Consider the following 20,845-nt stretch of genomic DNA (forward strand, 5'->3'; position numbering starts at 1 on the left):
TTCACAGTCGTTTTGGTCGGCGTCGTTTAGTATTCTCGGGGAACACGCCCGTGAGACCGCATATCCGCATCGACGAATAGAATCGGAAGACAACAGCTATAGTAGATGTCGGCGACTGCACGCGAGTGTATGTACAGGAAGGTGACGACGGTCTGCCTCGCGGTCGGCGTCGGACTCATCGTCACGGTCGGAGGACTCTTCGCGGTCGGCGTGCTCGGGATTCCCGACGCCGGACTCGAGGACAACTCGTGGGGAGCAGTCTCCGACGAGGAGATCGAAGTGATCACGACGGTCTGGCTCGACAACCCGAATCCCGGACTCGAACCGGACGAGTTGACCGTCGAGTACGCGCTGGCGATGAACGGCGTCGACCTCGCCGATGGGTCGGCCGCCGACGTGGCGGTGCCGTCTGGGAACACTACGACCGAACTCCGGACCGACCTTCGCTACGATCGGCTGCCGGCGTGGTGGGTCTCGCACGTTCGGAACGGCGAAGTGAGCGACCTGCAGGTCGGCGTAACGGCTCACGCCGCCCTCGGGCCGCTCGAGGGATCGCCGTCGCACACCTATGAGGACGACAAACGGACCGAACTCGAGCCGATGATCGCGGACGCGGTTGCGGGACAGGAGGGCGAACACTCGCTCTCGCCGGTGAGCCTCGGCTCCGGGCCACAGCGCCAGCTGGTCGAGCCGACGGTCGAGATCCGTGAGACGGAAGCGGAGTGGGGGACGGTCACCGACGAGCGGACCGAACTCCACCTGAGCGTCGACGTTCATAATCCGAACGCGTATCCGTTGCCAACGCCGGCGCTGACCGGGGAGATGGAGTTCAACAACCGATCCGTCGCCGAGTGGAAAGCGACCGAGGTCGAACTGCTGGATGGCACTTACGACGAAACGATTCCGCCCCAGAGGAGCCGGGAGATCACGTTCGTCGTCGTCCTGGACAACGACGACGTCGTCGACTGGTTCGCGACGCACGTCGACAACGAGGAGGTGACCGACGCCGAAGTGCGTGCCCAGTTCGCGATGAACGTCAACGGCGAGACGGTGACGATCCCCGAAGACGAGGCGGCGATCAACTGCGAGTACGATCTGCGGACCGACATCTTCGTCGACCAGTCGGCCGGGCTGGACCGAAACAGCTGTGAGATCGTTCCGTGGGCAAGTCCCGACGACGAGGCGTTCGAGGAACTCGGCGCAACGCTCGAGGTACCCGTCGACGATCCGCCGTCGATCGACTAGGGGACCGCCGGCTCCGGGTCGTCGCTACCCTCTTGTGTAGTTACGTGATAGCTCGCGTATGGCCACGCTCGAGGACCCCATCGAGATCGGCGGCGTCACGGTTCCAAATCGGCTCTACCGCGCGCCGTTGCTCGAGTGTGCCGGCAACGGGCCGGGCGCGGTCGACACCCTGATCGACGACCTCGAACCGGCCGCGGAATCGGGCGTCGGCCTCGTCTGTCAGGGCGCGACGATCGTCCGCGGCGACGGCGGCTGTGCCGCGCCGGGGATGACCCGCGTCCACGACCCCGATTTCGTAGCGCGGCTGTCACGGCTGACCGACCGGATTCACGACCACGGCAGCCGGATCTTCGTTCAGCTCGAGCACGGCGGGCTGCGGAGCATGGAAACCTGGCACGCCGAGTACCGGCGCGAGAACCCGGATATCGAGCAACTCGCGGTGTCGACGCCGCCGTGGCAGTTGCGGCTGCTGGATCGACTGGGATTTCTCAAGTACGATCCGCACGTCCTTTCGACCGACGAGGTGTACGATCTGGCGGCCGATTTCGGCCGCGCCGCCGCCTCCGCGGTCGCGGCCGGCTACGACGGCATCCACCTTGCGGGGGCGAACATGGGGATCGTCCAGCAGTTTCTCTCACCGTTTTACAATCGGCGTGAGGACGAGTTCGGCGGCTCGCCCGAGGCCCGCCTCGAGTTTCTCGCCGTCGTCCACGACGAGATCCGCGACCGCGCCGGGGACGTTCCCTTGCTGACCAAAGTGCCGGCGGAGACGCCCGCGCCGCCGTCCCCGATCGTCCGGCGGAAGCTCTCGCTGGACGACGGCGTCGGGATCGCCTGTCGGCTCGAGAAAATCGGTTACGATGCGGTTGTCCCGGTTCGGACATCGGTCGTCTGGGATATGAGTATCGTCCGCGGTGAGTACCCCCGGCGTGCGTGGGAGAACGAACGGTTGCGCGAGGAGTACGACGCGGCATTCGGCAGTCCGGTCAGGCGACGACTCGTCAGCCTGGCCAACCGCATCCAGTCGCTCCAGTACGACTTCGAGCCAGCATGGAACGCCGACTTCTGTCGGCGGGTCCGCGACCGGGTGTCGATCCCCGTCCTCGCGGAAGGCGGCATCCGCGAGCGAGCGCAGATGGATCGCCTGCTCGGCACGGACGACGGCGACTGCGACGGCGGTGCTGCCGACGCGGCCTGTGATATGGTCGGGCTGGCCAGACCCTTCTACGCCGAGCCGCGGCTAGGGGCGCGACTGCTCAAAGGAGAGAGTGCCGAAGTCGACGCTCGAGGTCGAGACGGGACGAATCCGAGCGTCCTCTGTGAGAGCTGTAACAACTGTACCGTTCCGCAGGTGACGGGCGCGCCCGGAATCTGTCGAACCCCCGACGTGCTTCGCGAGCGGGGCGAACTCGAGCGCAAGGGTGCATACGACCGGTCCGAATCGTAGCGGCAGCCGATTCAACCGCTGACGGTTCCGTTGGTCAGTTCCTCGAGCGTGCCTTCGACCGTGTAATCGGGCGCTTCGACGCGGAACTGCGAGTCCGTCGACCCTGCATAGTGTAACTGGAGGGTGTACGAGCCGTCATCCTGAATCGGTGCCACTTCGACGCGGTTCTCCTCGAGTTGCTCGAGGAGGACCATCTCGCCGGCGTACTCGGAATCGGTCGTGCCGTCGATCTTGTACAGTTCCCATTCGGCGTCAATAGCCGAACCCTCGAGCGGGTAGCCCCCGTTGATCCATCCACCGAGGCCCTCATTGATCGCGTACGTGTGTTCGTATCCCGCATCGATCAGGGCGGCGGCGCGCTGAGACGACAGGTGATGTGGACACCCGCAGTAGGTGACGATCCGGGTATCGGTCGACCACTCCTCGACCGGATCGTCGTCGACGCTGCCAGCGTCTTTCGCCGGCGAGAAGACAGCGCCTTCGATCCGCCGTTCCTGATACTGGGTCCGAGTGCGCGCGTCGGCGAACTTCGCCTCGTCGTTTTTGTACCACTCGTAGGCGTCATCGACCGGGACGAGCGGAACGTCGGTCCCGTTGGTCGTCGTCGTCTCGTAGTCGAACTCGTTTGCGGGCGTGCCGTTGTCACCGAGACATCCGGCGACGGCTCCGAAGGCCGCCGCTCCCCCGACAGCAAGAACCGTCCGTCGATTCATACCAGTCCTCTAGCAACGAGGGGGAGAAAGGGTTTCTGGTGACACCACCGTTACCGGTGACCCCTTCGTTTCAACTGGAAACCGGGAGACGACGCTGGCACGGTGCTCGAGTCGAAGGATCGAGAGAAGTAGTCCATCCTGGATTCGAACCAGGGTCGAAGCCCCCAGAAGGCTTCAGGATTGGCCGCTACCCCAATGGACTGTGCGCTCGATTGTATGTCTGGGGGTAGTTTATCGCTTTCGATTCGACGCTGCCGGTTTGGGAGTGAACATGGCCCACCGATTGCCGCCGAGGTGGCCCGCCGCGTCGATCCGCAGCCTCGCGTCGTGTCTCGACCCTCCGAGGGTTCCCGACCACGGCGACCGGGAACCGACATCCCTTTTTCCCGGTCGAGCGCACGCTCGAGTATGTACGTCGGACGATTCGTCGTCGTCGGTCCCGAGGTCGGCGCGTACCGCGTCTCCTCGCGATCGTTCCCGAACCGCGAGATCACCGCTCGAGACAGCGCGCTCACCGTCGGTCCCACGGCGGATGCACCGGAGACGGACAACCCATACGTCTCGTACAACTGCCTGCGGATCGTCGAGACGCCGGCGGGAGAGACGGCCGCGTTCGGAAACGGCTCCCACGTCGATCCGATCGCGGAGAAACTCGAACTCGGCTACCCCGCCCGCGACGCCGTCGCCGAGAGCCTGCTCGCGCTGGATTACGAGAAAGACGACTACGACACGCCCCGCATCGCGGCGACGCTCGACGACGACGGCAAGGCGCTGATCGGCACCGTGCGCAAGGACGCGTTGGTGGTCGAAACCGTCGACGAACCGACGCTGGTCGCGACCTACGAGAAGAACGCGCCCGAACCGATCGACTTCGAGGCCGACGGAGCCACGAACGCGGCGAAGACCGCCTACGACCTCGAGTTCGAACACGCCGTCTGTGCGGCCGGTCTCGTCCGCACCGACGATGGTTTCGAGACGGCGATCGAGAACGGCGACTGAAGATCACCGCTCGAGTCGTCACGCCGGTTACGACCACACGGGTGCCGGCTAACCTACAAATCCGTCGGGTCTGTTACTCTCGTGCATGAAGGTCGGACTCATCTCGGACGTCCACAGCAATCGAGTCGCGCTCGAGACCGTCCTCGAAGACATGCCGCCGGTGGACGAACTGCTGTGTGCCGGCGACGTGGTCGGGTACAACCCGTGGCCGGCCGAGTGCGTCGATATCCTTCGCGAACGGGACGTTCCGACCGTCGTCGGCAACCACGACGCCGCGGTCGTCGAGGGGACCGCGTTCAGGTTCAACGAGATGGCACAGGCGGGGCTCCGACACGCCCGCCGGCAACTCGACGACGAGCAACTCGAGTGGCTCGCCGAGTTACCAGCCGAACGGCGCGAGTGCGGCGGCCGGGTAAAGCTCGTCCACGGTCACCCGGACGATCCCAAGCGATACACGAGGTACACGTATCCGGGGGAGTTTTCGGCCGGCCTGCTCGACGACGAGGACGTCCTCGTACTCGGCCACACCCACGTGCAGGGCGTCGAGCAGTTCTCGGAGGGGATCGTCATCAATCCCGGCAGCGTCGGCCAGCCACGGGACGGCGACCCGCGGGCGGGGTACGCGGTCGTCGACTTCGACGCGCTGACCGTCGAGACCCACCGCGTCGAGTACGACATCGAGACGGTCCGGGAGGCCGTACAGGCGGCCGGGCTTCCCGAGCGGACGGGCCGGCGGCTGGCTCGCGGGAAGTAACCGATCGGTGCCGATATCGACCGGCCTCGAACGGTCCAGAGCCGGCCGCAAACTCGAGGAACGGAAACGAACCCTTTTAGATGCACAATCGGCGTAGTGTCGGGCATGAGAGACACCGGCCACACCGGGCGCACCGTCGAGAACCGCTCCCGTCGCGCTGTGGCCCGGTGTTGTCGGGACGGCCGGGGTCACACCTCGACAGCGATGACGGACGTGGCTCCGGTTTCGGGGACACACGACGGGACACCCTCGAGTCGGAGCGGAGCATGATCGGACGGATACGCGAAGACCTCCGGGCGATGTCCGAACGCGATCCGGCGGCGACCGGCTGGCTCGAGGTTCTCCTCTGTTATCCGGGTCTGCACGCCGTCTGGGCGCACCTGCTTTTCCACCGGCTCTGGAACGCCGGCTTCGAACTGCCCGCCCGGCTGTGTTCCCACGTCGTGCGGCTGCTGACCGGGGTCGAGATCCACCCCGGCGCATCGATCGGTCGCCGGGTGACCATCGACCACGGGATGGGGGTCGTCATCGGCGAGACGGCCGAAATCGGCGACGACGTCCACATGTATCACGGCGTCACGCTCGGCGGGAGCGTAAACGAACCAGTCAAACGCCATCCGACCGTCGAGGACGGCGTCCACATCGGCGCACACGCGACGCTGTTGGGCGATATCACCGTCGGTGCTGACGCGGCGGTCGGGGCCGGGTCGGTCGTCACGGACGACGTCGAACCGGGAACGACGGTTGCGGGAATCCCGGCGGAGCGCGTCGAGTAACGCGGCCGCCTCGAACGGACCCTCACGGTCGGTCTCGGTTACTGCTGATCGTCTACCGCTCCGTCCGCTCCCGGCGGCTGGTCCGAGGCGGGCACGCCCTCCTCGGTTTCGGCCGCGCCGGCGGACTCGCCGACGGCGTCGTCCGTCATCGTCGCCGACGGGTCGGAAGTGTAGCCGAGTTCGAACCAGAGCTTCGCGGTACACTCCATCGCCTCCTCGTCGAGTTCGGTCTCGTCCTCCTGCTGGTCGAGGTAGCCGTTACACCGGCCGTGTTTGACCACGTTCATCAGCGTCGCCGCCGAGCCACACTCCGGACAGTCGATGTAGTAGGTCCCCTCGTCGTTCTGGTGCCACGAGTCGGGTGTGAGTTCGGTGTACGCGGCGTCTTCGTGCTCGCGCTGGCTCATGAGTGTACGGAACGGGCCGACGCGGGTAAAGAGGGTCCCGGAGAGCGCAACCCGGGAGTCGGGCCACGCGACCCGCCCCATTTACCTCCTCGAGACGATCGAAACAGCGATCGACGGTTCGGACGAAACGGGTCGGCAAGCGGCCACAGACGCAGTGGCCCGACTCGAGTGACGGAGCGCACCGGAGAGCCAACGGTTCTGGCAGCGATATTACACCAGCGGTTCGACGAGTTCCGCGCCGACAGCGAGCAACTCCTCGACCCGCGGTTCGTCCTCGGCCTCGGCGTAGACCCGGAGGACGGGTTCGGTGCCGCTGGGGCGGATCAACAGCCACGAACCGTCGGCGAACTGGAGTTTGAATCCGTCGGCGGTGTTGACGCCCTCGACGTCGGTCCCCGCGACCGAGTCGGGGATTTCGGCTTCGAGGGCCTCGAGAACCCGGGACTTCTCGTCGTCCGGACAGGCGACGCTGCGTTTGTCCTGAACGACGGTGCCGTGGGTCTCGAGGAGGCGGTCGACCCGGTCGTCGAGCGGTTCGGCGGCGTGCATCGTGGCCGCGAGCAGCGCCATCAACACGCCGTCCTTCTCGCGGACGTGACCGCGAACGGTGAAGCCGCCGGATTCCTCGCCGCCGACGAGCGCGTCGTGGTCGGCCATCGCATCGGCCACCCACTTGAATCCGACCGGAACCTCGTGGACGTCCTCGCCGTATGCGTCGGCGATCCGATCGATCAGGTACGTCGTCGAGACGGTCCGGACGACCGCCCCGGTGTCGTTTTCGAGCAGATAGTCGTAGAGGGCGGCGAAAAACAGGTTTTCGTCCAGATAGCCGCGTTCGGGAGTGACGACGGCGAGTCGGTCCGCGTCGCCGTCGTTGGCGATGCCGAGATCCGCGTCGGTTTCGTCGTCGGTGACGCGTTCGATCAGCGTCTCGAGGTTCTCCGGGGCGGGTTCGGGAGCGCCGCCGCCGAACGCGGGATCGCGCTCACACCGCAGCCGCTCGACGGAAACGCCGGCTCGCTCGAGCAACGCGTCGGTCGTGTCCCGGCCGCTCCCGTATATCGCGTCGTAGGCGACGGTCAGATCCGCCGCGGAGAGATCGGCGCTGCCGGTGACGGCCGCGACCAGCTCGACTGCGGCGTCCGCGTGGGGACCGACGAGATCGACCTCCCGAACGGTACCGTGGTCGGCTTCGGGGAGCGGATCCGGCTCGGCGAGCCGGGCGGCGATGGCGTCGGTGACCGCGGGCAGCGCCGGTGCCCCGTCCCCCGGGATGAACTTCACGCCGTTGTACTCCGGCGGGTTGTGCGACGCGGTGACCGCGAGTCCACCCGGGAGGTCGCGATCGACGATAGCGTGGGCAACAAGCGGCGTCGGTCGATCCCGCGCGGGCATGATGACGTCGAAGCCGTTCGCACACAGGACGCGGGCGAGTTCTTCGGCGAACCCGCGGGACGTCTCGCGAGCGTCGTAGCCGATCACGACCGGTCCCTCGTCAGCGAGTCCGTCGTCTGCGAGATACGTGGCGACTGCTTGCCCGACCATCCGAACCCGCGGGGCCGTAAACTCCTCGAGGGTCGCCCGCCAGCCGTCGGTCCCGAAGCTAATCGTCTCCATGACGCGTTCATCAACAGCCGGGGCGAAAAAAGCGACGGGATCGGGGCAGATCGACCACACGGCGGTCGGCCGACTCCCGAGGCGCGGGGGAATCAGACGTCAGTCAGCGGCTGTTCGAACAGTCGTTCGCCGGTCTCGTCGCAGGTCACGGCGAAGACCTCGTGTGAGCTACAGCAGGATTCGACGACCTCCTCGTCGATGCTGACGGAGCCGCCGTCGGTCGGACACGTCTCGAGGAACATCCGGAGGCTGTTGAGGATCTGTCCCTTCGCTTCGGGGTCGTAGGTATCCCAGTCGTCGACCCACTCCGCGAGGGTTCGACTCGCGGCGACATCGGCGACGAGGGCCGCACGGGACGGCCAGCGCCCGGCGACGGCGGAGTCGGATCTGAGCACGCGGACGTCGTCGCGGGCCCCGATGTCGAACGACTCGGGATCGGCGTCGAATCCGAACGCGTCGATCGCAGCCGCGGCGTCGACACCCGACTCCGCCAGCGGGTCGATCTCCTCGAGCCATGCGGTCTCGAACGACTCGGTGAGACAGAGGTCGTCCGACTCCTCGCAGGGCTCGAGCACGTCGTGCTCGAGGAAGTACGCCTCGAGATCGATCGCGTCCACGGATCCGGCGTTCGGATCGGGTTCGGTATCGGCGGAGGCTGCGGCGTCGTCAGTGGCGGTACCGTGACCGTCGGTGGCGGTCGGTTCGTCGACGGTTACCGGCTCCGGAGCGTCGTCGGCCGAAGAGAGTCCGGCGGACGCGTCTGCGCTCGAGTCGACGGCACCGAGTCCGCTTGCGACGTCGGGTTCGGGCTCCTTGCCGAACCAGCGCAGGACCTCCGGCGGGAGATACCGCTTGGTCAACGTCGGTGTCCCGGGGACGAGATAGCCACGGAGGTAGATCAACGCGACCGAGAGCCCGACCGCGAGTACCCCGCCGAGTTTCGATTTCCGTGCGATAACGGAGCCAAGCACTGCCGCGATAACCAGGTTCAACACCGTACACGGAACACACCGATTTTCACCCGTGTATTCGGGTTGTTGCAGTTCGTCGACGATGTCGATATTCATTTCATAGCCATAAACGGTAGATGTTATTATCTATTTTTCGCCTCGGGGACCGCTGGCGGCGGCGTTCGACGGCGAACGGCTACGCGGAGTCGATCAACCGTTCCTTCTCGGGGCGACTCAACTGTTTGATCTCGTATTCGCGTGCCATCGCCGCCGACCGGGAGTCGAACCGTTCGTGATAGCGAAGGTCGACCGGCGTGCGGCCGCGCGTGTACTTCGCGCCCTCGCCGGCGTCGTGTTCCGCGATCCGTCGCTCGAGATCGGTCGTGTAGCCGGTATACAACGTTCCGTCCGCACACTCGAGGACGTAGACGACGTGATCGGCGTCGGTCATCGACGGTGGGATACGGGGGACACCACAAAAAGCATCTCGTCCGTGGGGCGTGTGTAGTTGCAGTCGCCGGTCGGCGAGCCGCTGTTTCCTGTCGCGGTTCGAAAGCGAAATCAGGTGCCGCGGGCGCGTTTTCGCGCTACTTCCGCGATACCTGCGTTTGCCGAACAGTTGATGCAGGCGTGGATCTCGCCGTGCTCGTCGGCGAACACGCGTGCAAAGCGCTCGGAGACGTGCGCATCGCAGTGGTTACACTTGGGCATGGTCACACCGGCCGGAGCCGGTACTCGGTGATAGTCGTGATATCATTAAAAGTCCTTTCCCAAACGCCGTTTGGCTTTTCGGTACGGAAAGAATATTTTCCCATATCCCGGTGACGATCCCTCAGTGACGGGCCGCGTCGATCGCCCGGGCGATCAACGTTGCCTGCGCACCGGCAACGAAGCCCGCGTCGATGTTGACGACCGACATGACGGTACAGGACTGCAACATACCGGCGAGGGCCGCCTCGCCGGCGCCGGCGTGGCCGTATCCGCTTGCGACCGGGACGCCGATGACCGGCGTGTCGACCAGTCCGGCGATAACGGTCGGGAGCGCGCCCTCCCGCCCGGCAGCGACGATCAACACGTCCGCCTCGCGGAGCCGGTCGACCTGATCGAGCGTCCGGTCGAGCGCCGCGACGCCGATATCGTCGATCCGATCGACCGTTGCACCGGCGTCCGTACAGACGACTTCCGCTTCGTCGGCGACCGGACCGTCGACGGTCCCCGCGGTGACGATGCCCACCGTCGCATCCAGCGACGGCGGATCGTACGTCGGCGTCGTGATCCGGACCGTCGAACTCCGACGCTCGAGCGTGGCGTCGGGAAACGACTCCTCGAGACACGACTCCAACGCGGCGACCTGTCGGTCGGAAACCCGAGTAAGCAGGGCACGGTCAGTCGTCTCGAGTGCGGTTTCGGCGAAAGCGACGACCTGTGCGGCGGACTTCCCGTCGGCGAAAATCGCCTCGGGGATACCCCGGCGCTGCTGGCGGGCCGCGTCGAACCGCCCCGCCTCGTCGGTCACGTACCCTTTGAGTTGTGCCTCCGCCTCCGCCGGCGACAGCGACCCGTCGGCGACGGCTTCCAGGAGTTCGCGCATACTGTGTCTGGGTAACGGACGTACTCGAATCCGTCGGCACGTGTCCGAAAGTGCGCGCGAGAACACTCGAGACCGCGCGCGAGCCGAATCGGGCCGCTCGAGCGGTGAAAAGCCGGTTTGAGAGATTCATAAGCCATATACTTTCCGGTGGTATCGGACGCCGAAACGGACGGAGCAACCGCTTCAACCACCGGATTCCGAAACATAACCACAACGTTTATATCATGGAAGGGGAAACCCGTACATCGTATGGCAGACCTTATCGTCAAAGCTGCTGTGAAGGAAGCGCTCGATGACAAGAACGTCGCCTCGGACTTCTACGACGCGCTCGACGAGGAAGTCGACGAGTTGCTCGAAGACGCTGCCCGACGCGCGGAAGCCAACGACCGGAAGACGGTCCAGCCCCGCGACCTGTAAGGGACGCCACTCGAGTGATTTTTTAGTCGACCCGACATCCAATAGCTGCGGCAGTCGACAGGAGGAGCCGGCACCGAATGCGTTCAGCGACGGCGCTGCGTGACGTACTCGTTCGTCCGGCCCAGCAGGACGTACTCCGTCTCCCGCAGGTCCGCGATCGACGCCGCACCGGTGACGAACATCGCCGTCCGGAGTTCGAGCACGAGCGTCTCGATCAGGTCGATGACGGCGTCGGTCCCCGTTCCGGCCGGTCCGAGAAACGGCTTCGCGAGGCCGCCGGCTCGAGCGCCGAGGGCGATGGCCTTCGCGATGTCTAGGCCCGATCGAACCCCACCGCTTGCGATCACGCAGTCGTGGACGGCGGCGGCCTCGAGCGTGCTGACCGCCGTCGGGATTCCCCAGGCGCGAAACCGCTTGCCGATCCCGGCCTGTCGATCCGCGCCGACGGCCGCCGCCCGGTGTGACTCGATCCCCGACCACGTCGTTCCGCCCTGCCCGGCGACGTCAATGGCGTCGACGCCGGCTTCAGTGAGTCGGGTCGCCGTTTCCCGGGAAATGCCGTTCCCCGTCTCCTTGACGATGACCGGTACCGACAGCGCATCGGCGATCCGCTCGATCGCCGCGAGACAGCCGCGGGCGTCGACGTCGCCCTCGGGCTGGACGGCCTCCTGCATGAAGTTCAGGTGGATCGCCATCGCGTCGGCGTCGATCATCTCGACGGCCCGCTCGACGTCGTCGACGTCGTACTCGAGCAGTTGAGCCGCGCCGACGTTTCCATAGAGGAAGGCGTCGGGCGCGACGTCCCGAACGACAGTGTAGGACTCGAGCACGTCCTCGTCGTCGAACTCCAGCCCGGCCCGCTGGCTGCCGACGCCCATGGCGACGTTCGTTCGACCGGCAGCCGCCGCAAGCGCCCGATTTAGCTCCGTGGTATTGGGATGGCCGCCGGTCATGCTCTCGATGACAAGCGGTGCCGCCAGTTCGTGGCCGAACAGCGTCGTCGACGTCTCGATCTCGTCGCGGTGTAGCTCAGGGAGCGCCTCGTGAACGAGTTCGACGTCGGCGAATCCGGCTCCCGAAGTCTCGACGTCCTCCTGCTCGATGATGCGAACGTGATCGTCTTTCCTGTCGGGTGTCTCGGGCATCGAATCGTCTCCAGCGGACGGTCGGAGCCGGCGATAGAAAAGCTATCCATTCACGCGCCGGTCGCCGGACGCCGCAGCAGCTGAACGTCGCACTCGAGTTTTTTGACGGACGACGGTGTGTGATCGGGTATGTTGCGCAAACTGTTGATCGCCTTCGGGATCTTCGAAATCGCGAAGCCGGAGCCGGTCATCGACGCGTGCGAGCGAATCGGCCTCGAGAACCCGGCGGAGGCCGATCTCCGACCGTTGGCCCTCTGGGGTGCCCGGGCCGAGGGGTTCGTGTTCGTCTGGCTGCTCGCGCGCCGCGAGTCGGGATCGCCCCTGATCAACCGCCTGCTGGCCGCGGCCGGCATCGTCCTCGTCGTCCTCCCGCAACCGATCATCGAACTCAGCCAGCGGCTGGTCTACGAGAACACCGACGACCTCGAGTTGAAACCGTGGGTGAAACCCGCGGCCCGGCTCCTCGGTGTGTTGTACCTGCTCGTGGTCGCCCTCTCGCGGACGGGACGGACGGAGGGAACTGTCGAGGGCAGCCGTCCCCGATCGGGATGAAGCGGCTGCTGGCGTTCGGGAGCGGACTGCTCGTGGTCGTCCCCCGACGGATCATCGCCCCCGCCGAGCGAATCGCGTTCGAGAACCCCGAGGACGGACGGCGTCGACGGTCGACGGTTCCGATCGCCCGGCTCAAGGGACTGGCGTTCGTCTGGGTTCTCGCCCGTGGTGCCGTCCGAGACAGCGACCGCCGGGCGGCGCTTGGACTCCTCGGAGTCGTCCTGGCACTGGTCCCGCGCTCTGCGCTCGAGAGTGGACTCGCCGTGGCCTACGAAAACCCCGACGAACTCGAGGTGAAACCGTGGGTGATCCCGGCAACGCGGCTGCTGGGGGCGTGCTATCTGGTCGCCGGGTTCGCCGCGGGACGGGCCGAGACGCCCCGCGGCGAACCGCCGGAGTCTCGTCAGTAACGCCGTCGGGAGCGATCAGTACGTCCGGCGTTCGACGCCGGAGTCGGTGCCGACGTAGGTCGCGTCGGCGAGGTCGACGAACAGGCCGTGTTCGACGACGCCGGGCAGCCGTGACAGCCACGCCGCGAGGTCGTCCGGGTTCGAGATCGGTCCGAACGCACAGTCGAGCACCAGATTCCCGTTGTCGGTGACGACCGGCCCGTCCTTGCGTTCGGCGTCGCGAAGCGTCGGCTCCCCGCCCCGCGTTCGAATCCGCTCGGCGACTACGGTATGGGCGTCCGGGAGGACTTCGACGGGAACCGACCGCTCGAGCCGATCGGTCAGCTTCGACGGATCGGCGACCACGACGAACCGATCGGCCGTCGCGTCGACGAGTTTCTCGCGCGTATGCGCCGCACCGCCGCCCTTGATGAGTGCGCCGTTTGCGCTCGAGTCGGGGTCGTCGACGACCTGATCCGCGCCGTCGATCGCGAGGTCGACGCCGTCGACCGCATCGAGCGTCGTCAGCGGGATGTCCGCCTCGAGCGCGCGGCGACGGGACTGGAACGACGTCGGAACGCCCCGGATCTCGAGGCCGTCGGCGACGGCCTCGCCGATCGCGTCGATCGCGTACGCGGTCGTCGACCCGGTTCCGAGTCCGACGACGAAGCCGTCTTCGACTTCCTCGGCGGCCCGTTCGCCGGCCCGCCGCTTCGCGTCCGCGGTACCGCCCTCGGTCTTCATAGGTGGGCAAGCGAGCGGCGGCGGGAAAAGCGTTACAGTTCGTTGTCGGGCGTCAGAGGTCGACGCGCTCGAACCGCCACAGGCCGACCGCGACGGGAACGACCGCCCAGCACGCAAGCAGGACGAACCCGAACCACGGTCTGGCGAGAAGCGGCGGCGACTCGAGGTCGTAGGCCTGCGCCATCTCGAACTGTGGCTCGCCGAGGACGGCGCTGATCGCCGAGCCGTAGGCGGCGTCCGGGGGAAGCGAGACGAACGCGAGATACCAGTCGGGAACCGGCATCACGAAGAGTTGGCCCTCGATGACGTAGAGCAGAATCTGGGCGGCCGTTCCCCAGACGACCCAAAACAGTACGATCAAGCCGAGCGCGGCGATCGCCGCCGTGGTTGTCGATCGGGCCGTCGCGGAGAGTCCCACGCCGAGACAGACGTAGACGAAACCGAACAGGATCGTCACCAGCGTAAAGCCCGCGTAGTCGACGGGCGAGACGTCACCGACGAACGCGAAGAGCCCGAGCAGGCCGACGGCGAACCCGATCAGGATCGAGACGGCGACCACGCCCGTTCGGCCGAGTACTTTCCCGAGGACGACGTCCCGGCGACGGTGGGGTAATCCGAGCAGAAACTGCAGGCTCCCGTCCGCTCGCTCGCCCGCGATCGAGCGGTAGCTGACGACCAGCGCGATAACGGGGACGAGAATCCCGGCGGGCGTCTGCAACGCGATCAACAGCTCCAGGGTCGATCCCGCGCCACCCTGTTCGAACAGCTCCGAGGCCCACGAGGCGAGGAACGCGCCACCGGTGGTAAACAGGGCGAACAGGACCGTCAGTCCGAGCAACACGCGCGAGCGAACGGCGTCCCGGAAGTCCTTCTTGGCGACGGTGATCGCGCTCATCGTCCCACCTCCGCACTATCGGCGGAATCGGTCGTATAGGCGGCGAACAGGTCCTCCAGCGAGGCGTCGTCGGTCTCGAAGTCCTCGACGGTTACGCCGAAGTCCTCGACCGTGTGCAGGACCGTCGTCTTCGCGTGGTTCTCGCAGGTGACCACGAGGGTCCGGTCGTCGGGGCTCACCGACGAGACCCCATCGATCGATTCGACCGCCTCGAGCGCGGCCGACGGATCGGTCGGGATTCGATCGAGGAAGACGCGAAGCCGGGTCCGGTTCGGGATGGAATCACGGAGTCCTGCGACGGTGTCCTCCGCGACCAACTCGCCGTCCCGGAGGATGCCGACGCGGTCACAGATCGCCTCGACCTGTCCGAGGACGTGCGAGGAGAAAACCACCGTCGCGCCGCGATCGTTCTCCTCGCGAACGATCTCGCGCATCTCGCGGGCACCGTTTGGGTCGAGACCGGTGGAGGGTTCGTCGAGGATCAGCAAATCGGGTTCGCCGACCAGCGTCGTCGCGAGCATGAGCCGCTGGGCCATCCCCTTCGAGTAGCCGCCGGCTTTTCTGTCGGCCGCATCGGCGAGACCGACTCGCTCTAGCAGGGCGTCGGGATCGTCGTCGACCCCCTTCGATTCGATCGCGAACGCGACGTGCTGGCGGCCGGTCAGCCGGGCGTACGGTTCGGCACCTTCCGGGAGGATGCCGGCCCGGGACCGGATCTCGAGGCTGGACGCTCGAGCGTCGAGGCCGAACACGCGTACGTCGCCAGTGGTCGGGCGGACGAAATCGAGCACGAGGTTGATCGTCGTGGATTTGCCCGCGCCGTTGGGGCCGAGAAACCCGTACACCTCACCTTCCTCGACGGTAAGCGTCAACCCGTCGAGGGCCGTTTCGGTGCCGTACCGCTTCGTCACATCGGAGATGTCGATCGCGGACACTGTTCAGTTCGGTAATCCACCAGCCCGGAAATAGCTTCCTTCATCTTTCGTCGGTGGAGAGACCGGCGTCTCGATCCATCGATCGCAGCGGCGAGGTCTCGGCGGATTCGGATCGGTGCTCGGGACCCGACGGGGACGTCTAATCTTTTTCGGCGGGGCTGTGGTTGACCACCCCATGGCCACGTCCGGAACCGGGAACGAGCCGGGAACCGACGGGGGGACGGCGGTGTCCCTCTCGAACGTCCGCAAGACCTACCGGGTCGGCGAACCCGTCCACGCGCTCGACGGGGTCTCGCTCGAGGTGCCACGAGGGTCCTATACCGCGATCATGGGACCGAGCGGCTCCGGGAAGTCGACGCTGATGAATCTCGTCGGCTGTCTGGACACGCCCACGGCGGGCGAAGTCGTCGTCGGCGGGCGGGCGGTCGGATCGCTCGAGGATCGCGAACGGACACACCTCCGCGGGACCGAGGTGGGCTTCGTCTTCCAGACGTTCAACCTCATGCCGCGGCTGAACGCCCTCGAGAACGTGGCGTTACCGCAGTTGTTCCGCGGCATCGACCGATCGACGCGGAGAGCGCGTGCGCGAGACCTGCTCGAGCGCGTCGGTCTCGGCGACCGGGCGGACCACCTGCCGAACGAACTGTCGGGCGGCCAGCGCCAGCGAGTCGCGCTCGCGCGGGCGCTGGTCAACGATCCGGCGATCGTGCTGGCCGACGAGCCGTCGGGGAACCTCGATACGGACACCGAAGCCGAGATCCTGAATCTCTTCGACGAGTTCCACGGTGCCGGAACGACGCTTCTCGTGGTCTCCCACGAGCGCCACGTCGCCGAGCGCGCCGACCGGATCGTCCACCTGCTCGACGGGACCATCGAGCGGATCGAGGAACTCGACGGGACGAACCCGGGTTCGGAACAGTAATGCGCCCCCTCGCGTTCCCGCGGCTGGCCTGGCGGTCGATCCGCGGGCACCCGCTTCGATCGGGGTTGACGACGCTGGGTGTCGTGATCGGAATCGCGGCCGTGATCGCGTTCGTCACGCTGGGCGCGAGCCTCCAGGCGGGCATCGTCGGCGACATCAGTCCCGACGACCGGCGCAACATCTACGGCTGGGCCGCCGATCCCGATGCCGAAGGCGGCCCGCTGGCGGGGGCCCAGCCGGTGTTCAGTCAGGACGACCTCAAGACGGTCGCCGGCCGCGGGGAAGTCGATGCGGCCTACGGCTACATGCCGCTGTCGACGCAAGCGCTCGTCTACGAGGGGGAAATCACACCCCAGAGCGACGCGCTGGTCGCCGCGGGGCCGCCGTACATCAGAACCGACACCCTCGCGGAGGGCCGGCAGTTCGAGATGGGCGAACGCGAAGCGGTGATCAATCCGGCCGTCGCGGGACAGTTCGAGGAGAACGTCTCGGTCGGCGACGAGTTGACCGTCGTGTTACAGGGAGGTCGACAAACGAACGTCACCGTCGTCGGGATCACCGATACGTCCGAGGGGCTGAGCCCGTTCGAGGGGTTCGAACCCTCGCCGCGGATCTACGTCCCGACCGATCCGTACTACACCGAGGAAGCCGCCGCGTCGATTCCCGGCCCGGACGCCGACGGGGAAAACAGCAGCGACGCCGCCGGCGATGCGCGGTACATGGCGATCGTGATCGAAGCCCACTCGCCGGCCGACGAGGACATCGACGCCGCCCGCGACAGCGCGAGCGCCTACCTCGAGAGCGAGGCGTCCGACGCGGGCGAACTGCTCGGCGACGACCTCGCGCTTACCTTGCAGACGAGCGCCGAACTGCTTCAGCAGCTACAGGACGTCCTCGACCTGCTCCGGAACTTCATCGTCGGTATCGCGGCGATCTCGCTCGTCGTCGGCTCGATCGGCATCGCCAACATCATGCTGGTCTCGGTCACCGAGCGCACCCGCGAGATCGGCATCATGAAAGCCGTCGGAGCGCACAACCGCGACGTACTCGGCCTGTTTCTGACCGAGGCGGTGATCCTCGGCACGATCGGGGCAGTGCTTGGAACCGCGCTCGGACTCGCCGTCGGCTATCTGGGGGCGTGGTACATCGAGTTGCCGCTGGTCTACCCCTACGAGTACGTCGCCCTCGCGATCGCCGTCGGGATCCTCGTCGGCGTGCTCTCGGGGCTGTACCCGGCCTGGCGGGCGGCGCGAACGGACCCGATCGACGCGCTCAGGTACGAGTGACGACCGCGGCGGCTACTCGTTGGGTTCGGACTCGCGGTTGCGTTCCCGGTCGCGTTCGGGAGCGGAGTCCGACTCGCGCTCTTCGTGCCACCGCGTCGGATCGAACCGCTCGGCTGCCGGCGCGTCCTGTCTGACCCCGTCGTGCTCGTCGCGATCCGATCCGAACGCGTCCGGTTCGTCCCGTTCTCGGGCTCTCTGGGGAGGCGCTTCCGGCCGCCGTCGGCCGGACGGGCGACCCGCTTCCATCCCGATCGAGCGACGCGTACTCGTTCGGTGTTCCGGATACTCCCGCGCGAGGTACGCGCCGAGATAGCCGCCGACGAGCGACAGCCCGACGGTATAGAGCAGGACGGTCATCGAGAGCAGTGCGGTCACGAGCAACACGAACGCGAACCCCTCGATCGGGACGGCGGTGACGCCCATCCCGAAGCCGACGATACCGAGCATGAACAACGCCATCGCGGCGAACGGAACGAACGTAACCGCTCCCGCGAGCGCGCCGACGATAGCTCCGTTGCGACCGTTCGGTCCCTCGAGAAAGCCGGCCACTGCGCCCCCGATCACGGTCGAAAACGGGATAAACGACAGGACGATCCCGACGACGGCACCGACGATCGCGTGGATGACGGTTCGGCCGCTCACCATACTGTCCCGACGACGAGCAGACGGAAAAGCGTCGGTGCTCCCGTCGGACTCAGTCGTCGGCGAGCTGTGAGTCCGGTTCCTCGGAGTGGGTGGTTTCGACTCCGGAACCGGCGTCGGACCCCGTCTCCTCCGGCGGCTCCTCGAGACTCGGATCGGCGAGCGTGACCTCGCCGTTGACCTCGTCGGCGAGCAGATCGACGGACTCGACGAAGACGGCCACGAGCAGCGGGCCGACGACGATGCCGATCGCACCGAGCGTAAAGAGGCCGCCGGTGAAGCCGACGAAATAGAGGCTTCCGGGGAGGCCCGCGGATCGGCGGGCCAGCCGCGGCCGAACGGCGATATCGGGCAGCCAGGCGACGAAGACGATTCCGAGCACGCCGATCAGCGTCGCGGCGACGAGTTCGCCGGCAGCGACGTGATAGCCAGCGATCGGGACGACGAGCAGACTCGGACCGATGATCGGGACGAACTGCAGGATAGCGCCGATGAGCGCGAGCATAAACGCCGCGTCGTAGCCGAGCAGCCAGAACAGCGGGTAGGCCACGAGAAACGTGGCGACCGACGTCGCGAGTTGCAAGACGTAGATCGCGTACAGCGTCTCGCGAGCACGCGTCGCCAGCGCGTACGCGACGTCCCGATACTCGTGGGGGATCGGTGCGATAGCGGCCCGACCGGCGGCGTCACCTTTGAGCAAGATTGCAAACAGCAGGATGACGAAAAGCGCGAACTTGATCGCGAGCACCGGAAGCTGCAGCGCAAACGAGCCCGCGACTCCGGTGAGGAAGTCGATCGCGAGCGCCTGTACCTGTGCGGCCTCGATCGTGTACGTGATCTCGAAGAGGGAAATCGCTAGCTCGTCGGGGAGTCCCTCGACGACGGCGATGATCTCGTCGAGGCGGAGATAGAGCGTCCCCAGGATCGGCGAGAAGACCGCCAGTGCACCCACGAATCCGAGCAGGGTCGCGGCGGCGGCGCCCGTCCACTCCGTGAGTCCGCGCCGGACGAGCCATCCCTGAACCGGCAACAGTACGTACGCAACCGTCAGCGCGAACAGGATCGTCCCGAGAACCTCGAGTAAAATGCCACCGGTAACGATTCCGAGCAACACAACGACACCCGCGAGGACGTACCGTCGAGTCCGATTCGATGGCGGGGTTTCCGTCTCCGCGTTCGCTGTCACATCCGTGACTCTCACCGAACCGATAAAATCCTTCGGACTGATCGAACCGGGGAACGGTCCTTAAGCATGCCGAACGAAAGGGACGAACGATGAGGCGACGGACGTTCGTCCGCGGCGTCGGCGGCGGATCGGTCGCGGGCATCGGCCTCGCCGGCTGTCTAACGCGGACCGGCGAGGACGAGGACCCGATCGACGAGGACGGGCCGTTGCGCGTCGCCAGCTACACCTCGATGGCCGCCGGGGGGCGCCCGGCCGGCCGCTGGCTCGGCGACGCGTTCGAGGACGCGACCGAGGACGCCACGGTCGAGTGGACGATCCCGGAATCGGGCATCGACCACTACATCCAGCGTGCCCGGTACGGCGCGGCGATCGATGCCGACGTCTACCTCGGTCTGACCGCCGGCGAACTCGCCATCGTCGACGACGCGCTCGCGCCCGGACAGCGGTTGTTCGAGAGCCTCGACCGGGAGCGCCTCGAGCACGACGGGCGAGTCCGCGACGACCTCGGGTTCGAGGAGCCACACGACAGGGTGGTGCCGTTCGATACGGGCTACGTGACCCTCGTCCGAGACGGCACCGCGATCGACCCCCCCGAGGCGTTCGACGAACTGCGCACGTCGGCGTACGACGCCTCGCTGCTCGTTCAGGATCCCCGCCGCTCGGATCCGGGCCGGGCGTTTCTGTGGTGGACCGTCGCCGCGTACGGCGACGACTACCTGTCGTTCTGGCGGGACCTTCGGGAGAACGACGTTCACGTGCTCGAAAGCTGGACGGACGCGTACGACGCGTACGTCCGCCGAGAGCGACCGATGGTCGTCTCGTACTCGACCGACAGGGTCGGTGCGAACGCCGCCGACAGGGACCTCCGCCGACACCGGATTACCCCCCTCGACGAGCGGGGCTACGAGAACACGGAAGGAGTCGCGGTCTTTTCGGAACGCCGGCGGCCCGACCTCGCCTACGAGTTCGTCGACTTCGTGCTCTCGAGTCGAGCACAGGCCGAAATCGCCGCGCGGAACGTCCAGTTCCCCGCGGTCGAACGCCAGTACGTCGACCTCGAAGACGCGTTTCTGGATCACGCCCGGGAGCCACCGGAGACGGTAACGGCGACCTACGACGACCTCCGCGGCGAACTCCGGGGACGACTCGAGGACTGGAGCGCCGAAATGGACGGTTGAACCGCCCGCCGACCCGGGGCTCCAGCGCAGTTTTATAACTGGGAACGTGGTACGT

Annotated in this window: 24 protein-coding genes and 1 tRNA gene; 11 read left to right on the forward strand and 14 right to left on the reverse strand. The window is 66.6% G+C overall.

Going from position 1 to position 20,845, the window contains the following annotated elements:
* The first annotated feature begins 129 nt into the window (after positions 1-129).
* On the forward strand, positions 130-1,245 hold the full coding sequence (locus TX80_RS15715) for a Water stress and hypersensitive response domain-containing protein (RefSeq protein WP_049924524.1): 1,116 nt from the start codon (positions 130-132) through the stop codon (positions 1,243-1,245).
* Between the two features lie 58 nt (positions 1,246-1,303).
* Positions 1,304-2,692 carry an oxidoreductase gene (locus TX80_RS15720; RefSeq protein WP_049924190.1) on the forward strand — a complete coding sequence of 463 codons (1,389 nt, stop codon included), beginning with the start codon at positions 1,304-1,306 and terminating at the stop codon, positions 2,690-2,692.
* 11 nt (positions 2,693-2,703) lie between these two features.
* On the opposite strand, the gene TX80_RS15725 is transcribed toward TX80_RS15720, so the two are convergent.
* Both TX80_RS15725 and TX80_RS15730 read right to left on the reverse strand, forming a co-directional pair.
* Positions 2,704-3,405: a rhodanese-like domain-containing protein gene (locus TX80_RS15725; protein WP_049924191.1), complete on the reverse strand. Its 702-nt coding sequence runs from the start codon at positions 3,403-3,405 to the stop codon at positions 2,704-2,706.
* Between the two features lie 129 nt (positions 3,406-3,534).
* Positions 3,535-3,607: transfer RNA gene (locus TX80_RS15730), tRNA-Gln, on the reverse strand.
* Between the two features lie 206 nt (positions 3,608-3,813).
* On the opposite strand from TX80_RS15730, the gene TX80_RS15735 reads away from it, so the two are divergent.
* The 3 genes from TX80_RS15735 (at position 3,814) to cysE (ending at position 5,934) form a co-directional block, all read left to right on the forward strand.
* Positions 3,814-4,404, forward strand: coding sequence for an IMP cyclohydrolase (locus TX80_RS15735; RefSeq protein ID WP_049924192.1), 591 nt, complete (start codon positions 3,814-3,816; stop codon positions 4,402-4,404).
* An 85-nt stretch (positions 4,405-4,489) separates the two neighbouring features.
* Positions 4,490-5,158, forward strand: coding sequence for a metallophosphoesterase family protein (locus TX80_RS15740; RefSeq protein WP_049924193.1), 669 nt, complete (start codon positions 4,490-4,492; stop codon positions 5,156-5,158).
* Positions 5,159-5,238: 80 nt separating this feature from the next.
* Positions 5,239-5,934 carry a serine O-acetyltransferase gene (gene cysE / locus TX80_RS15745; RefSeq protein WP_230198757.1) on the forward strand — a complete coding sequence of 232 codons (696 nt, stop codon included), beginning with the start codon at positions 5,239-5,241 and terminating at the stop codon, positions 5,932-5,934.
* A gap of 38 nt (positions 5,935-5,972) precedes the next feature.
* Here the strand turns inward: cysE and TX80_RS15750 are convergent, their stop codons facing one another.
* The 6 genes from TX80_RS15750 to larB form a co-directional block, all read right to left on the reverse strand.
* Positions 5,973-6,341 carry a hypothetical protein gene (locus tag TX80_RS15750; protein ID WP_049924526.1) on the reverse strand — a complete coding sequence of 123 codons (369 nt, stop codon included), beginning with the start codon at positions 6,339-6,341 and terminating at the stop codon, positions 5,973-5,975.
* 210 nt (positions 6,342-6,551) lie between these two features.
* A complete protein-coding gene (locus tag TX80_RS15755; RefSeq protein ID WP_049924194.1) occupies positions 6,552-7,958 on the reverse strand; it encodes a phosphoglucomutase/phosphomannomutase family protein in 1,407 nt (468 codons plus the stop codon).
* A 92-nt stretch (positions 7,959-8,050) separates the two neighbouring features.
* A complete protein-coding gene (locus TX80_RS15760) occupies positions 8,051-9,025 on the reverse strand; it encodes a hypothetical protein (protein WP_049924195.1) in 975 nt (324 codons plus the stop codon).
* A gap of 79 nt (positions 9,026-9,104) precedes the next feature.
* The gene (locus TX80_RS15765) at positions 9,105-9,359 is read right to left on the reverse strand and encodes a GIY-YIG nuclease family protein (RefSeq protein WP_049924196.1); all 255 of its coding nucleotides are present in this window, start codon (positions 9,357-9,359) and stop codon (positions 9,105-9,107) included.
* A gap of 110 nt (positions 9,360-9,469) precedes the next feature.
* Entirely contained in the window at positions 9,470-9,619 is a 150-nt protein-coding gene (locus tag TX80_RS19550; RefSeq protein WP_195893102.1) for a DUF7563 family protein, read from the reverse strand.
* A 121-nt stretch (positions 9,620-9,740) separates the two neighbouring features.
* Complete coding sequence (gene larB / locus TX80_RS15770) at positions 9,741-10,499, reverse strand: nickel pincer cofactor biosynthesis protein LarB (protein WP_049924197.1); 759 nt, start codon at positions 10,497-10,499, stop codon at positions 9,741-9,743.
* A gap of 249 nt (positions 10,500-10,748) precedes the next feature.
* Between larB and TX80_RS15775 the strand changes: the two genes are divergently transcribed.
* A complete protein-coding gene (locus TX80_RS15775) occupies positions 10,749-10,916 on the forward strand; it encodes a DUF1931 family protein (protein WP_004267503.1) in 168 nt (55 codons plus the stop codon).
* 83 nt (positions 10,917-10,999) lie between these two features.
* Here TX80_RS15775 and fni read toward each other — a convergent pair whose 3' ends face one another.
* Positions 11,000-12,061 (reverse strand): type 2 isopentenyl-diphosphate Delta-isomerase, encoded by a 1,062-nt coding sequence (gene fni, locus TX80_RS15780; protein WP_049924198.1) that lies wholly within the window; start codon positions 12,059-12,061, stop codon positions 11,000-11,002.
* Positions 12,062-12,190: 129 nt separating this feature from the next.
* On the opposite strand from fni, the gene TX80_RS15785 reads away from it, so the two are divergent.
* Complete coding sequence (locus TX80_RS15785; RefSeq protein WP_049924199.1) at positions 12,191-12,613, forward strand: hypothetical protein; 423 nt, start codon at positions 12,191-12,193, stop codon at positions 12,611-12,613.
* Positions 12,610-13,023, forward strand: a complete 414-nt coding sequence (locus TX80_RS15790; RefSeq protein ID WP_049924200.1) for a hypothetical protein — start codon at positions 12,610-12,612, stop codon at positions 13,021-13,023. The genes TX80_RS15785 and TX80_RS15790 overlap by 4 nt, the downstream gene beginning before the upstream one ends.
* A 15-nt stretch (positions 13,024-13,038) precedes the next feature.
* On the opposite strand, the gene rpiA is transcribed toward TX80_RS15790, so the two are convergent.
* The 3 genes from rpiA to TX80_RS15805 are packed head-to-tail and all read right to left on the reverse strand — an operon-like array spanning position 13,039 to position 15,576.
* Positions 13,039-13,746 carry a ribose-5-phosphate isomerase RpiA gene (rpiA, locus tag TX80_RS15795; RefSeq protein WP_049924201.1) on the reverse strand — a complete coding sequence of 236 codons (708 nt, stop codon included), beginning with the start codon at positions 13,744-13,746 and terminating at the stop codon, positions 13,039-13,041.
* 52 nt (positions 13,747-13,798) lie between these two features.
* On the reverse strand, positions 13,799-14,641 hold the full coding sequence (locus tag TX80_RS15800; RefSeq protein WP_049924202.1) for an ABC transporter permease subunit: 843 nt from the start codon (positions 14,639-14,641) through the stop codon (positions 13,799-13,801).
* Positions 14,638-15,576, reverse strand: a complete 939-nt coding sequence (locus TX80_RS15805; RefSeq protein ID WP_049924203.1) for an ABC transporter ATP-binding protein — start codon at positions 15,574-15,576, stop codon at positions 14,638-14,640. Before TX80_RS15805 ends, TX80_RS15800 begins: the two co-directional genes overlap by 4 nt.
* 175 nt (positions 15,577-15,751) lie before the next feature.
* Between TX80_RS15805 and TX80_RS15810 the strand changes: the two genes are divergently transcribed.
* Positions 15,752-16,498 (forward strand): ABC transporter ATP-binding protein, encoded by a 747-nt coding sequence (locus TX80_RS15810; RefSeq protein ID WP_049924204.1) that lies wholly within the window; start codon positions 15,752-15,754, stop codon positions 16,496-16,498.
* A complete protein-coding gene (locus tag TX80_RS15815) occupies positions 16,498-17,784 on the forward strand; it encodes an ABC transporter permease (protein WP_049924205.1) in 1,287 nt (428 codons plus the stop codon). Before TX80_RS15810 ends, TX80_RS15815 begins: the two co-directional genes overlap by 1 nt.
* 12 nt (positions 17,785-17,796) lie before the next feature.
* Here TX80_RS15815 and TX80_RS15820 read toward each other — a convergent pair whose 3' ends face one another.
* Positions 17,797-18,429: a DUF5518 domain-containing protein gene (locus TX80_RS15820; RefSeq protein ID WP_049924206.1), complete on the reverse strand. Its 633-nt coding sequence runs from the start codon at positions 18,427-18,429 to the stop codon at positions 17,797-17,799.
* 49 nt (positions 18,430-18,478) lie between these two features.
* Entirely contained in the window at positions 18,479-19,612 is a 1,134-nt protein-coding gene (locus tag TX80_RS15825) for an AI-2E family transporter (RefSeq protein WP_049924207.1), read from the reverse strand.
* Positions 19,613-19,701: 89 nt separating this feature from the next.
* Here TX80_RS15825 and TX80_RS15830 point away from each other — a divergent pair, with 89 nt between their 5' ends.
* A complete protein-coding gene (locus TX80_RS15830) occupies positions 19,702-20,790 on the forward strand; it encodes a thiamine ABC transporter substrate-binding protein (RefSeq protein ID WP_049924208.1) in 1,089 nt (362 codons plus the stop codon).
* Positions 20,791-20,845: the final 55 nt, after the last annotated feature.

The sequence above is a fragment of the Halopiger djelfimassiliensis genome, from assembly GCF_000455365.1.
Lineage (GTDB): Archaea > Halobacteriota > Halobacteria > Halobacteriales > Natrialbaceae > Halopiger_B > Halopiger_B djelfimassiliensis.

Excerpts from the sequence above, each read along its gene's own strand:
- TX80_RS15760 (WP_049924195.1), bottom strand. The coding sequence starts at position 9,025 with ATGAATATCGACATCGTCGACGAACTGCAACAACCCGAATACACGGGT.
- TX80_RS15715 (WP_049924524.1), top strand. The coding sequence starts at position 130 with ATGTACAGGAAGGTGACGACGGTCTGCCTCGCGGTCGGCGTCGGACTC.
- TX80_RS15720 (WP_049924190.1), top strand. The coding sequence starts at position 1,304 with ATGGCCACGCTCGAGGACCCCATCGAGATCGGCGGCGTCACGGTTCCA.
- TX80_RS15740 (WP_049924193.1), top strand. The coding sequence starts at position 4,490 with ATGAAGGTCGGACTCATCTCGGACGTCCACAGCAATCGAGTCGCGCTC.
- fni (WP_049924198.1), bottom strand. The coding sequence starts at position 12,061 with ATGCCCGAGACACCCGACAGGAAAGACGATCACGTTCGCATCATCGAG.
- TX80_RS15755 (WP_049924194.1), bottom strand. The coding sequence starts at position 7,958 with ATGGAGACGATTAGCTTCGGGACCGACGGCTGGCGGGCGACCCTCGAG.
- cysE (WP_230198757.1), top strand. The coding sequence starts at position 5,239 with ATGCACAATCGGCGTAGTGTCGGGCATGAGAGACACCGGCCACACCGG.
- TX80_RS15800 (WP_049924202.1), bottom strand. The coding sequence starts at position 14,641 with ATGAGCGCGATCACCGTCGCCAAGAAGGACTTCCGGGACGCCGTTCGC.
- TX80_RS15750 (WP_049924526.1), bottom strand. The coding sequence starts at position 6,341 with ATGAGCCAGCGCGAGCACGAAGACGCCGCGTACACCGAACTCACACCC.
- TX80_RS15815 (WP_049924205.1), top strand. The coding sequence starts at position 16,498 with ATGCGCCCCCTCGCGTTCCCGCGGCTGGCCTGGCGGTCGATCCGCGGG.
- rpiA (WP_049924201.1), bottom strand. The coding sequence starts at position 13,746 with ATGAAGACCGAGGGCGGTACCGCGGACGCGAAGCGGCGGGCCGGCGAA.
- TX80_RS15810 (WP_049924204.1), top strand. The coding sequence starts at position 15,752 with ATGGCCACGTCCGGAACCGGGAACGAGCCGGGAACCGACGGGGGGACG.
- TX80_RS15765 (WP_049924196.1), bottom strand. The coding sequence starts at position 9,359 with ATGACCGACGCCGATCACGTCGTCTACGTCCTCGAGTGTGCGGACGGA.
- larB (WP_049924197.1), bottom strand. The coding sequence starts at position 10,499 with ATGCGCGAACTCCTGGAAGCCGTCGCCGACGGGTCGCTGTCGCCGGCG.
- TX80_RS15790 (WP_049924200.1), top strand. The coding sequence starts at position 12,610 with ATGAAGCGGCTGCTGGCGTTCGGGAGCGGACTGCTCGTGGTCGTCCCC.
- TX80_RS15830 (WP_049924208.1), top strand. The coding sequence starts at position 19,702 with ATGAGGCGACGGACGTTCGTCCGCGGCGTCGGCGGCGGATCGGTCGCG.
- TX80_RS15820 (WP_049924206.1), bottom strand. The coding sequence starts at position 18,429 with ATGGTGAGCGGCCGAACCGTCATCCACGCGATCGTCGGTGCCGTCGTC.
- TX80_RS15785 (WP_049924199.1), top strand. The coding sequence starts at position 12,191 with ATGTTGCGCAAACTGTTGATCGCCTTCGGGATCTTCGAAATCGCGAAG.
- TX80_RS19550 (WP_195893102.1), bottom strand. The coding sequence starts at position 9,619 with ATGCCCAAGTGTAACCACTGCGATGCGCACGTCTCCGAGCGCTTTGCA.
- TX80_RS15725 (WP_049924191.1), bottom strand. The coding sequence starts at position 3,405 with ATGAATCGACGGACGGTTCTTGCTGTCGGGGGAGCGGCGGCCTTCGGA.
- TX80_RS15735 (WP_049924192.1), top strand. The coding sequence starts at position 3,814 with ATGTACGTCGGACGATTCGTCGTCGTCGGTCCCGAGGTCGGCGCGTAC.
- TX80_RS15775 (WP_004267503.1), top strand. The coding sequence starts at position 10,749 with ATGGCAGACCTTATCGTCAAAGCTGCTGTGAAGGAAGCGCTCGATGAC.